Origin of the sequence: Pelatocladus sp. BLCC-F211, from assembly GCF_041928655.1 — a bacterium.
In the GTDB taxonomy this organism is placed as follows: domain Bacteria; phylum Cyanobacteriota; class Cyanobacteriia; order Cyanobacteriales; family Nostocaceae; genus Pelatocladus.
Genome location: NZ_JBHFLM010000137.1, coordinates 1 through 13,428, shown reverse-complemented (window position 1 = coordinate 13,428; position 13,428 = coordinate 1). Strand labels below are relative to the sequence as shown.

At 34.5% G+C, this 13,428-nt stretch carries 9 protein-coding genes; 2 read left to right on the top strand and 7 right to left on the bottom strand.

From position 1 onward, the window contains the following. Positions 1-136: 136 nt before the first annotated feature. From ACE1AT_RS16935 to ACE1AT_RS16910, 6 genes are all read right to left on the bottom strand, one after another. Positions 137-526 carry a hypothetical protein gene (locus ACE1AT_RS16935; protein ID WP_374870326.1) on the bottom strand — a complete coding sequence of 130 codons (390 nt, stop codon included), beginning with the start codon at positions 524-526 and terminating at the stop codon, positions 137-139. A 47-nt stretch (positions 527-573) separates the two neighbouring features. After that, positions 574-2,145: a hypothetical protein gene (locus tag ACE1AT_RS16930; protein ID WP_374870324.1), complete on the bottom strand. Its 1,572-nt coding sequence runs from the start codon at positions 2,143-2,145 to the stop codon at positions 574-576. 54 nt (positions 2,146-2,199) lie between these two features. Further along, positions 2,200-3,510 carry a hypothetical protein gene (locus ACE1AT_RS16925; protein WP_374870322.1) on the bottom strand — a complete coding sequence of 437 codons (1,311 nt, stop codon included), beginning with the start codon at positions 3,508-3,510 and terminating at the stop codon, positions 2,200-2,202. Positions 3,511-3,704: 194 nt separating this feature from the next. Further along, positions 3,705-6,968 carry a hypothetical protein gene (locus tag ACE1AT_RS16920; RefSeq protein ID WP_374870320.1) on the bottom strand — a complete coding sequence of 1,088 codons (3,264 nt, stop codon included), beginning with the start codon at positions 6,966-6,968 and terminating at the stop codon, positions 3,705-3,707. A 27-nt stretch (positions 6,969-6,995) separates the two neighbouring features. Then, the gene (locus ACE1AT_RS16915) at positions 6,996-8,492 is read right to left on the bottom strand and encodes a hypothetical protein (RefSeq protein ID WP_374870318.1); all 1,497 of its coding nucleotides are present in this window, start codon (positions 8,490-8,492) and stop codon (positions 6,996-6,998) included. A gap of 3 nt (positions 8,493-8,495) precedes the next feature. After that, complete coding sequence (locus tag ACE1AT_RS16910; RefSeq protein ID WP_374870316.1) at positions 8,496-8,981, bottom strand: hypothetical protein; 486 nt, start codon at positions 8,979-8,981, stop codon at positions 8,496-8,498. A gap of 404 nt (positions 8,982-9,385) precedes the next feature. Here ACE1AT_RS16910 and ACE1AT_RS16905 point away from each other — a divergent pair, with 404 nt between their 5' ends. Both ACE1AT_RS16905 and ACE1AT_RS16900 read left to right on the top strand, forming a co-directional pair. Beyond that, entirely contained in the window at positions 9,386-10,804 is a 1,419-nt protein-coding gene (locus ACE1AT_RS16905) for a hypothetical protein (RefSeq protein ID WP_374870314.1), read from the top strand. Between the two features lie 420 nt (positions 10,805-11,224). After that, entirely contained in the window at positions 11,225-11,437 is a 213-nt protein-coding gene (locus ACE1AT_RS16900) for a hypothetical protein (protein ID WP_374870328.1), read from the top strand. A gap of 507 nt (positions 11,438-11,944) precedes the next feature. Here the strand turns inward: ACE1AT_RS16900 and ACE1AT_RS16895 are convergent. Continuing rightward, on the bottom strand, positions 11,945-12,706 hold the full coding sequence (locus ACE1AT_RS16895) for a DUF6816 family protein (protein ID WP_374870312.1): 762 nt from the start codon (positions 12,704-12,706) through the stop codon (positions 11,945-11,947). Between the last annotated feature and the right edge of the window lie 722 nt (positions 12,707-13,428).

Genomic DNA, 13,428 nt, shown 5'->3' with positions numbered 1-13,428 from the left:
TGACGCTGTTTGGAGTTCTTCCCCAATCTTCCTGGGATATCTGCTCTAGCTGATTGGCGCACTTGTGTTCCATTCCACTTAATTTATCAGATTTTGAGCTTCATTTTTGGCTATCTCTCTTCTACCCCCTGAACGGTTACGGTAACAGCCAGTATTGAGCATCTTCTGTCGCCAATATCCAATAACTAGCTGTTTTTGGTTTGGTTTTTTCTAAAAAAAGTATATCTTTATTTATGAGACTTTCTTGAGTTACAGCAACTTTAACAGCATTGTTAGCTAAAGCATGACAGTTATTATTGTAAATTTCTAATATTTCAGCTTCTGATAATTTAGTTTTAGGTATATCAGGTATATTTAAAGAGTCAGTAACGGTTACTGACTCTGAATCACTGGAATTATTTTTGTTTGATAATAGTTTTTCTACCTTGCTAAGTCTCCGTTCCAATTGATAGACTGTATCAATGAGAAAATTAAGTTTTTGTTCTAATTCTTCAAAGTTGTTAAAGTTGTTTTCCGAATCTGTCATATTGATTTTTATTATTTGATTAAAATAATTTTATTTTATATAAGTCTCTAAAATTGTAATTCTCCTCTTTCTTGAAGTTCCCATTGGTCTTGACCAACAGAAATAACTGTTGCAGGCGTAATTAATTGAAAATCATTGGAATATCCACTTTGATAGTTATGACAATCAAAAAGAGCTGCTACTGTTTCATAATTATATTCATTAATTTTGAGATTTCCTTTTGGAAGCAAGCATAAAAAACCTTGTTCAGGTAGTATCCAATAATTACCTTTACCTTTACTCACTTTTTCTAAAGTCACAGATTGATGACCACCAAGACGGCGTTGATTTATACTATCTGTTGTTTCTGAAACTTCCGTCGCGTCTTTGTTTAATGATTTAGAATTCTGATTATAAATTTGAACTATTTGTGATTTTGAAGAAGGAAAATTGCGCTGGGTGTTTGGCTGAGGATTTGTTGGTGGAGAATAATAAGTAGGAGGTTGTGTAGGAATTTCTAATGATGTTCTTGGTGAAATGAATGTGTCATCTAACTCTGGATTATTGGTTTGTGTGTCGGGATATTGTTCTTGTTGATCAAAAGAAGGTTTGTTTAGTTTAGTAGGTTCTACAGGATGAGTCCGAGTATTGATATTATTATCAGGCTTTTCTGAGGAGGTTTCGTTACTCTTTTGATAAAGAATCCTTTGTTGTAACCACATTCCTATAGCCACACCTATACCTAAACCTGTAACTACACCTATAGCTACACCTATACCTATACCTGAAATAAAGACACCTGAGTTTTCATTGCGGTTGTCAGTTTGAATATTAGTAGGTGGATTATTAGTCGGTTGATAATTTTGATGCTTAATTCCTTTCTCTAATTCATTAATTTTTGAATTAATTTGCTTATTGTTTAAATTTAAAACTTGTTTGATTTCTTCAAAAGTTCCCCTTCCAAACTTACCATCACTGGGAATTTGAAGTTTTTCCTGTACTTGTGAGATTGTTTTTTCATTTAAACCAGATTCTAGAGGTATCAAAATAGTTTTCATTTGTTCTATATCAGAACTAATAGAAGAATTGATGCCCGTGATTTTATTCTTATTATCATTGCTAAATTTATCAGAAGTTTGAATTTTCGTACTCAAAGAATTATTTAATTTATTTAATGTTTCTAACTCAGAAACAGCATTCTTTGAGTTAACAGATATTGTTAACTTATTTTCAGTCAAAGCTCGCTCAATCTGACTGATAAACTCATTCACTGAAACTTCAAATTTTCGATTGGTTTCTTCTAGTTGTTGAAATTCCTGATATAGGTCTTGATCATTAAGTGCAATAGTTGAGTTAATAGAATATATTAGAAGCTCTGAAGTAATATGATTTTCTGCTAGACAGATAGAGTCTGACACTACAGACTTGGAGTCAACGGAATACAAGATTTTTGAAACGGGACAGGCGGGTTTAGTTTGTGTAGTCGCGACTTCTAGTCGCCAAGGAGAGTATTTAACCTGATTTTTCCAATCTCCTTTATTAGTATTTAAAACAGCTAAACTTCTCTGTTGATTCCCTGATAACAGACTCAACACTAAGAACACAAAGAATAATATTTGCAGATTTTTTGTTTTTGCCATAAATGCCCCCTTTTACTATAATTTGAGGACTGAAATCAAATAACAAAGATACTTTTATATAAAACTATCAACTTCTAATTTAATTATTCCTGGCTCTTTAAGTTGCCATGTATCTTGCTCAATATAAATTAATAATGCTGGTTTTATAACTTTGAATTTACTAGAATTATTTTGGTTTTCTCCATCTATCTCAAATAATAGTTTAAAGGTTTCTAAACTATATTCATTGATTTTTAGATTGGCTTTTGGAACCAGATATTTTCCTATTTTTGCAGGCTCATTTTCGGGAATTATCCAGTAGTTACCTCTACGATTTTTTTCTAGTAATATCGGTTGAGTAATTCCTAAGCGACATTGATGTATAGTCTCGTCGGTGATTGATAGTAATATTGGTTTGTATTTTTCCAGTGATTCTGGGTCTTTGTTATATTCTTCGAGGTGAGGAATGTTTGGTGAATCAAAATCTGAAATACTGGTTTCTTTCGCATAGTCTTCAATTGATAGCAATTTGATTGGTTCTATATACTCACTTGAAGAGTAATTTTTAGTTGCTTGCTCAAGCTGTGGAATATCTCTTTCTACTGGTGCAATATTACTCACATCAACGTTATTTTCTTGATGTTCGTATGACAACTCTTGACTTTGTTGCAATTGAGTTGGATTTGGATCTGGTTCAGCTTGAGGTTGGGGGAGAATAATTTGAGTTTGCTTAATCTCTGGGGGTAAAACTTGTAATAGCGTGTGTAAAATTTGTTCTATATTTATATTCTGTAATTGCTGCTGAGACTGATTTAATGATGTTTCTGGGAGAGCAATTTCTTGAGATGTTGATGTTGCATTTATAGTTAGTTGTTTTAAAAGTATTGATTCAAGTTCTTTTAATTTATTATCGAACTCATTTTGATGAGTTAAAGTAATTTTATTAAAATATTTCTTAAGTATTTGTCTTTTTTGATCACATTCACACAGATTATCAAAATCTATTTGTGAAAATAAATTTGATTCTATTTCTTGCAAAAAATTGCGATTTTCTAAAATAACAGTTGTAGTAAATAATTCAATTTGTGACTGAACAACATTCATATTTAATTGTACACATTCCGAGTTGATTTCCTGCGGCAATTCATACCTGTCAGCAAAGCTGTTTAAATCTTCTTTTATATCCGAAGCTAAATTATGTTGAGAATATTGATTATTGTATAGTTTTTGTCCCCATTCTATTATTTTCTTAATAAAAGATTTTATTTTTATAGCAGTGAATTGATCTAAATCGGGAGTCTTTAAAGGAAAACCACATTCACTACAATCATCTTGACTACTTAGATCATTAACTGGAGTTCCGCATACTGGACATTGTAAACTCATAATTTTTACTTACTCCATAAAATCTGAGATGGATATTCAATATAAACTGTTAATGATTTTAGTAAAGCTCCCCGGAATACTTAATATTGCATTAATTGAACTTTATCCCCCTTTCCTGAAATGAAAAGGGGGAGTTATGTATACCCGTCACATAGACAAGGAGATTGTTAAGAAAATGTCGTAATGCAAATTTTTTACTTTGACCATCTTTCTGCCCACTCCTTACCTAATACACGCAATAATGCTTTTAGCCCCAGAATATATGGTGGTTCAAAGCGAATATTCTCTGATTTACCTTTGATTTTCAGTAAGACATTTGTCAATTCGCGGTTTGTATCCCGCCATAATTTTTCGTTGTCTTGAAGGTCTAGACTTCTTCTATATCCTTGTAGAGGTTTTATCCCCTCGATTTCTAATTCTCTCAATGCTACATGGAAATCATAGATAAATTTAGGTAATTGTACTAATTTAGGAATGGCAAATTTGTCAATTTCTTCTTCATCTTCTTCTAATTGCAAACGAGAATTCCAATCAATTGTTCTACCATTAACTTCACTTTGTTCACCTGCAATTAATGGGTCTTTGGTTTTTCTTTTTAATCCTGTAAGTTTTGTATCCTTCAACACTAATCCACAAGCAACTTCATCTTTGAGATTCTTGCTTAAACGTGTGGGAACTTCTGTATCTTCAAAACCAGAAGCTTTATTCAGCATCCGGCTAAATAATAAGTTAATTTCTGAGTTGCGGTCAAATTGTCCCGTTTCCGAAAGCCAGTGTAAGAATCTACCACCATTTCCACCCATGTAAACAGGGGTAATTTCTTGGCGCTGATACTTCCCTTCTTTGTGCAGCGTATTGAGAAGAATGCCTACATAATAATACAATCCTGCTGTACCAATTGCTGTTAGTTGTATCAGTCCTTGAAAATCTGGTTCATCGGCGATAAATGCTTTTTTATTATTCAGCCAATTATCCCCTTCTAAGCGTAACCATACATCTAATTTAGGATTAAATGCTGTGCCTTTTAATCCTTTGACTTCAGCAGCTTCGATTCCAAATCTACGCTCTAAAAACTTGGGATTTAGCTCTAAAAATTGTGAGAATAAATCTCGTCCTGCTAACAAAACCGAGCATTGATGAACGAGAGTTTCTTCTTCCCAAATTGATATATCAGAAGTACCACCACCCACATCAATACAAGTAGTATTAACTAAATCATGTCCTTCATGGTCGGCAAAATATTGAGCTACTGCTAAACTTTCAGAACGAAAGTCGTCTAAATTATCTATTTCTGGAGAAGTGTGTTTAACTCCTGTTTTTTCTTCTAGTTCTTTGGTGATATCTTTCCAAGTTTTGGCATATTTAGTTCTGTCACCACGAGAAAAAGCCGAGGGATAAGACAATGACCATTGAATTTCTGTAACTCCATTCTTGGCTGCGATCGCAGTGATGTGCAAAGCTAAATGTTTGAGGAAGAGTTGATTATAAGCTAATTTTTGATTATCTTCCCACTTTAAATTTGTCTTAATCCAGTCTTCTTGAGGTTTAAATTTGTAACTATTTGGAACATAAATCCGACCGTCTAAAATTGGTCTTTTAGTATCATTGTCGTTAGCCTGACTTCCTCTAGTTGTGAGTACACTTGATAAAGGTAATGGGTTGGTGAGTGGAATAAAGTCTTCTGGGATGAAGTATTCATACAGCAAAGGTAATCGCGTTTCTTGGTTGAATTCTGTTATTTTGAGATGCAGGTTTTCTAATTGTAATTTTTCAGCAGTACCAATTCTATTTATATAGATGTTGGTGAAAGAAGTACCAAAATCAACACCTATTTTCCATGAACTTCTGGGTGAAAATTCTTGTGGAGCTTTCAGTAATATTAAACCCAAAGTTTTTCGTTCTTGAGTTTGACATTCAATATAAGATGGAAATTTTTCCAAGTAAGCCATTTGATAAGAACCACGACCATCTTTAAAAATGTGTGGCTGTTTTGCTTCGGGAAAATTTACTTGGAAAGTTTCTTCTGCATGTTCACCATCGTAGTAGAATGCATAATAATATTTCCAGTTTTTGCTACGGAAGTTAGGCCATACTTCTAAAACAGGTACTTCCGGTAAAGCATTTTCTTCTTTTAGCAGATAATCTTTTTGGATGCGATAATTTTGGGATGAATTTTCGCTATTCATTCCCGCTAAAGGTAAATCTAAAGTTACCCGGACTTTCAGCCCTTCATTATCGTTAATTGGCTGGAGTTTGAGTCGAGAAATTAAATCTTCGGGTGTGAGATAATTCAGCAAAATGGAATTAAGGGGAATCAAGGGAGTAATGCGATCGCCCTCAAAGGTCAATGGTACAATTTCTTTGGGTAAGAATGCACCAGGTAAAGCTTCTTCTTGATTAATAAATTTAAATTCTGGCAAGAATAAATCTTTAGGTTCAATCCATTTTACATCTGTCCAAATAATCTTTTTCTGCCGTAAATCTTCAATATTTAAAGCAGCTAAAGTTTTCCCGCCATGAATCCAAATATCTTGGGGTGAGACATTCCAAACTCTAGCTATTTCTGGATCAATGATTAATAAATCAGGAGCTTGTTGTTTATTTAAACTGGGGATTAAGCGGATATTGGAATCTTTTTCTGGTGCTTTGACAGGAAAATTCAAAGCATGGAGTACTCCTCGATTGAGTGGTACTCCAAAAAATTGTGGTTCTTCAGTTAAAATAAATTGTTGATTAGTATCTGCGTTTAAATCACTACGAAATTCATCTATTAACCCACCAATCATATTAATGGCGTCTTTTTTCCCTTGATGCTGAGTTATCTCTCTACGCAGATTTTTTAACCAACCCCACAATAGAGATTTTTCACTAGCATTTATATAATTAATCGGCGAGTCTAGTTGACCTTTTGACCACCATTGCAATCCTGTCCATTCTCCTTCTTCTGAAGGACAAACCAAGGTACTAGGTGAGGTCATTCCTACTGGTTTACCTTGCCATAAAAATACATATATATCTTCCCAAGGATTTTTATTTCCTAAAGTATAAAGAGCGTTGGCGTCACTAGGTAAAAGCTCATGTAAACAACGGGCAAATTCTTCATATTTTAATTGACCCAATTCTATTAATTGTGCTTTGAGGGGAAAACCGCGTACTTCTGCAAGAGCGATCGCTGCTAACATTCCCCGCCATTGCTTAATCATCTGTTCACGTATCGGATACTTATTATTATGTAGAGCCATCTCCATTGATAGAGGACGCGCCCACATTGTTGGTACAGAGCTAACGCTTTTTATTTCTCTGGGAGCTTGATAATCTAAGCTGGTTGCAACATTTTGAAATGCATTGTTTTCTTGAGCTTCCCATTTCCCAGCTTCGTCAATGGGTTTGACATCAGCATCCCTTTTTAAAGTGGGAAGAAAAAAGTATGAATTGTTATTTGAGCGTGCAACGGTCATAAACAATTTTGTCCTGTGATCTGATTTTTACAGCCGAGAAAGAATATAAAGAGCTTTTGCTAATCCAGCAGTACCTTGGTTTGGTTCTTTGAGATCTCTTGGTTCAGAAATCAATTTGACGTGTAATTCCTGTATTGTGTCTTGTGTTTGTTTACTTCTACCCCGACTGTCATCAATTACAAGATTGGGAAATAGTTCTAATTTAGGTTGCAAAAAAGAACGAGAAGCAAAAAGTTGAATGTCATCACCATCACCTTGATGAATAGCATGTAACCAACCTAAGTATATTTGACACCAGTTAGTCACAACATTGATTGTGTCTTGTTCATTTGCATTACCCAACTCAGGTAAATCTTTACCCCTTCCCCCAAACAAAGTTTGAGGGCGGAAAAATCTGCTAAACCAAGCAATATTTTTTTGCGCCCAGGGAATTCCTTGGGTTTGAGCAGTTTCTAATTCCGGGAGAGTATTTGCTAGCCAAGCATAAGCAAAGCGTGTGGCGTTTACTAGTTCTTGCTGAACCACACTTTTCTCTGGAAGATCATTCCATGTGATTTTATCTAAACTTTGACGAGCAATTAAGGTTACAGGAAGTTGTTCGTTACAAGGTTTTAAGAAAAACTGTCTGGCTGCTAATGCTGCGTAAAGTTCGATAAAATGTGGTTCATTACGTTGGGTGTTTTTACCAATACTAAAATCAACTTGTTTAGCGTTTTGATTTCCTAATAAGTATACAGTGTTAAAGATTTCTCGTGCTTGAGTAACGTAGTAGCGCAACGCTGCTTCTGTGTTTAATAAAAACAAATCGGATTGGGCGTAAATACCATCGGCATCTCCTCCTACGGGCGGGGAAAAGCAAAAATAGGGTAACATGAATAAACAACCAATCTTAACGCGATCGCGCACATTCAACCGCCGCAATTTATTGTTCAGTAATTTACCGATAGTAGGTAAGCCAGAAGCACCTGTTCCGCCAAACATCGAACCGCAAAGCAAAATCTTGGTTTCGCTTCCCTGTCCTACATCTCCTTGAATTTGACTGATGAGCGATCGCCATGGTTCATTATCTAAAGCATCCAAATCTACTTGGCTCATAATTGCTGAACCAATCGCCGGTCGCCCACGAAACCCAACATCTAAATCAACAGTTCTTTCTTCTTTGGTGTAAAGAACATCAAACAAGTTACCTAATTCTTGATAATTTTGTTTCAGGTTATTGTAATTAAAAAAAGACCCAAGATTTTTATTAACGTTAACTCTGGCAAATGGCGACCATGAAGTAAAAGACTCAATTTGAGTCTTCATCCAAGAACATTGTTCTTTTTCTCCAGCGATAATTTGGTAGCATCTTTGGTAAAGGTTGAGAGTGCTTTGAGTACGTTCCAAATTACCATTGGATTCATCTGGATCTATAAATAAAATCTTGATGGAATTATTGCTAAAAAGTCCAATACTAGCTAACTGAATTACAGCTTCCACACACTTAGCACCTGTCCCACCAATGCTAATTAAGTAAAGTGACATTATTTAATCCCTAAATAAAGGAAGACGACGTAGTGTAAATGCCCCTGGGGGAGTGTACATTAAATCTTTGGGAGAACTTGTAGCCGTAGTGAACCAATAAAGAAGTACAACATCCAATATAAATAAAGTAGTCAAAGACAAAAGAGCTTCTGGAGTATAGCTGTAAAAGAATAGAGCAATAACAATACTTAAAACTGGTAAAAACAAAACTATACACCAAATCAGTAACCAATTGTGCCGATCATGCGCTGTTCTGGGTTGCGCTCTGGCTGCCAAAAAATACCATAAGAATGTTGATAAAATGCTACAACCAAGAACAATTGCTGCTCCTGGTGTGTAATAGTTGCCAATCCAAGCTTCAAGGTTAGATACTGTACTCAGAACAAAGAAAAAAATTTGACTGCGATAAAACATCGGCTGTACCCAAAGCATCAAAAGCGAGCCGATCACACTGAAAGCTATGATGCGAATTAATTCACTTGCCTTCATTCACCCTCCTATTGCGATTACTAGTATAAGCTTGTAAAAATATACCAACGATGATTTATTATAACTCTGGTAATTTTTACAAACTTTTACAACTTTCGGTAATTTAAGTCATTAATAGTTCTTTATTGAATATGTATTATTATATACTCTATTTATCTACTTGATTTGTCACTTTTCACAGATAATGTCAATATAACTGTAAATTCTGCAAACACTCACCAGCAATTTTTATTACAGGGGCGCAATTAGTTAATAAATTCTGAAATCAATTAATTAAAGGTAGAAGTGGTATGTGATGCTTATATTTATTTAATTTATTTACTGTTTTCTCTGTTTATGTAACTTCTCAAAACAGTTTCTTAACCATTATTAATATTTTTTGACAAATATATTAATTCACAAATATGATTCGATCAAAATGGCTAGTCTTTGCATTATTAACATCCTTAATCCCAGGGTTCATTACAGGCTGTCCCCAAGGTTCTAAAGTTCTATCTTTAAGTTGTGAATTAACTCCACCTCCTAATCCTGCTTCTGAGTCAGCACCCTTAACTATTGCCATGTATGTAGATGGAACTCCATCAATGCAAGGATACGTTACCCATCCGACAAATGACAAAACTCGTTATGCCCAAACTATAGATTTATTAGAGCAAACATTATTCATTGGTGGTACACCAAGAAGTATTTCTCAAGAAGAATATTATCGTTTGGGTGATGAGACACCAACAAATATTGAATCTGGTCGTCAAGGATATTTAGAATCTAAGCAACGCAAATTTTATGATGGTAGTGCTTATCCACCGTTAAAAACAGTCAAGATAGAAAACGCAATTTCTGATGCACAGGAAAATAAACTTACTGTAATTGTCACTGATTTATATCAAGCTCGTGAGGATGTGAATAACATTAACCGAAAACTTGAAGAGTATTATTTAAATTTAAATAATCAAAAAGCAGATTATGCTGTCGGAATTTTAGCAATTAAAAGTGAATTTAATGGAAAGGTTTATGTCGAAGACGAAACTCGTGGAGAGTTCCTCTACGAAACAAATGATAAACAAGGTAAACCAATAGCAGAATTTAGACCTTTCTATGTAATTTTTATCGGTCAATATAACGACATATCATACTATTTCGACAAAATCAGCAAAGATAAAAAAATACCAGCAGATAGCCACTCAACAATATTTTCAGCGAATCATCTGGTCAAGGAATTATCTTATGTTGATGGGGAACCAAAACAGGAAAATAATGGGATTAAAAAAATAGCAGCTATTGGTAGTCCTCGAATAGAAATAAATCAACAAAAAATTCATCTGTATCAAATCAATCAAACATCGAAACCAGAAATAGACCTGAATTACAAAGTTCCTTTAGCAACATATAACAATACATCTTTACCATTTACTGACGATGTTTCGCAAATTTCTAATAATATTGAAACTGATACCAAGATTCAGGTTTTTGATCAGTTGTCAAAAACCCTAAAAGATGAACCAAAAAATTCACAGTTAGAAAAAGCACTAGAATTTGGTCGATGGCAACGAAATGGTGAAAATAATCTCAATTTTGTTGCGACAATTAAACCAAGTGTCTTTCCCAAACCAGGATTTTACTATTTCATCGTAGATGCTAAAGCCAAAGGTATAGAACCCGAAAAATGGTGGAGTGAGTGGAGTTCTACCAAGAATATTAGTAGAGATTGGAAGACTTTCAACTTAGAACCATTTTTACTAGGATTAAAAGCGAGTACAGATAGATTAATGCAAGAAAACAAACCGATAATTGGTCGCTTTTGTTATGGAATTGAGAAAAAGTAAGTAAGTCATACCAATTTGAACAAAGAATGTGACAGACCATATTGTAGAGACGCGATTCATCGCGTCTTGAACCAAGCATGTGTTGCAATCATTCATTGAATCGGTATCAGCACAAATTAAAGTAGGGGGGTGTAGACGCGCAAAGTATGTCTACACCCCTAATCATATCTACACATTTACGCATTCCCCAAACCAACATTTATCATCAACATCAATACATTTGCGACAACACCACTGACTCCTGCGATATACCCAATATACACATCAGCATTATAAATATAAAATAATAAGAAAAAATATCTAAAAAGGTATTGCAAATAAGAATTATTCGTATTAATATACAAATAAGAGAGGCGTTCCCACCTCCAAGTAGACAACGCCTCTCTTACCCAACCTTTATTAAAGGTCTTATTAAATATGATGCCACAACCGATTCTTTGTCAAACACCTACAAGAGGTTTATTAAATTTAAGTTACGCTCGTCAAATTCGATTTTGCGATCTTCATTTTCAAATGTCTTGGCGATTTGTCTGTTTTATTACCTGGAACAATGGCGATGAGCAAACTTTCGATGGTAAAGACGCGAAAGCCATTGCTCAAACAGTAAACAAAATTACACAAAGTAAATCTTGAGCCAGTATTACCTTCAAAAGGAAAGATCCCCGATTTTTGCGAAGTCGGGGATTTGATGTATTTGGAGTTGCAAAATTATTTTACAGATGAGCGATCGCATTTCAAAAGTCACCCTTCATCACAAAAATCCTCTGATTCATAGATAACGTCGTGACGTTATTTATTAACATCCTCTGATTCATAGATAACGTCGTGACGTTTATAACTAACATCGTGACGTTATTTATTAACATCCTCTGATTCATAGATAACGTCGTGACGTTTATAATTAACGTCGTGACGTTATTTATTAACATCCTCTGATTCATAGATAACGTCGTGACGTTTATAACTAACGTCGTGACGTCATTTATGAACGAGATGACATTTACAACAAACGGGAAAGCGATGCTGCAAAGCAACTGCTACGCGATCGCAAATAACAATGAAATTTATTGCTAGAAACAAGATCCCCGACTTATCACCAGAAGTCGGGGATCTGGCCACTTTTCACTCTATCTTCACTAACTATCGAAAAAATTCCAAGCGATATCGATACAAAGCAACTGGACGAGAACCAGCTTGGAAATAATCTGGGTCTTGGGGTGAAAGGTAAACAGCAGTAACTTGATCCGCTTCTATAGCTGGATTGGAAGTAGATAGTTTGCGGTAAGCAGTCGTAGATTCCACTAAATTGAAATAGGGACGTCCACCACCTTTAAATAGTTGTTGAAAAACTTCTGTTGTAATAAACCTACCATCAGGTGTAGTTTCTGTAGACCGTTCAGAAACAATCGAAATTAGCTGGCGTTCATGACGTAAAAACGTGATCTGACGATTAGGCGAATTTGGATCTACTTTGACAGAAATCACAGCTGCATCCCCTAAATAAGCCCTGGCCAAATTTAAGCCGTTAAATGCTCGATCCGCAACTACTACTGATTTTCTATCTACACCAGAGTTGATTTTTAATCCAGCAACAGGTGTGGTTTGCTTGATAAATCGCACTTGACACTCAATAGGCTGATTGAGATACTGACGATTTCCCTCAAATCCAGGGGTGACAATTTCAGGCGCTAAAGGTGCAACCATATCTACAAGTGTGCTGCTAAGTTGCCATTCACCCACCATCCACTCAGGATATACTAAGTCTCCCGTAGCAGGTTGGATAGAATTAATTTTTTCCCAAATAGGAAAACTATCTAAACGTTTGGCTAACTCTCCTGCTTCTGCTTCTCCACTCCACAGCAGCAATAAAAAAATCAAACAAAAACTCCAGATTCTCCTCATGTTAATAATCAGCACTATTGTTTTCAAAATTTAAAAATTATGAGATTAAAAGCTCATCCAATTAGAAATTATGTTGCATTTTTGTTACTAAATTTAACTATTACAGCAATAATTTCAATAAAAACATTAGTGTATTCTGGAAAAACTGAGATCCAAGTAATAATCACGACCTATTTTCTTAGTTAAAGGAGGTTATTAGCAAAAAATGCTCATAATTTGGCTAAATATGTGTATTTTATTTATGTTTTGTCTAAAAAAGATAATAATTGCTGTTTTTTAGCTTGATAATAAGATTGTGAGTTAGCTGAAGAATTTTATCAACCAACATTAAAAAGTTTTAATTTATACTTGTTATCTTCAATATTTAGTGTTATCACTTAATCTATATCAATTAGAAAGAGATTAATTAGTAAAATTACTCATTCTAAGAAAGGAAATCTGTATTTTATGCTTCTGAAATGATGTGATTCAAAAAAGGTAAATATTTTTTCAAAATAATAAGTATAAATCTTAGATAGTGGCAAAAAATGGTGAAGTTAGTATGACAATTAAATTAGAAATTTATAGTTGTAAATTACTTCTAAACCTCGTCCATCTTGAAAAGAGGAGTTTTTCAAAAAGGACATTATGTAGGTTGGGTGGAACGGAGTGTAACCCAACATTAACCAGACTATAATGTTGGGTTTCGCTGTCGCTACACTCAACCTACAAAACTACAGTTC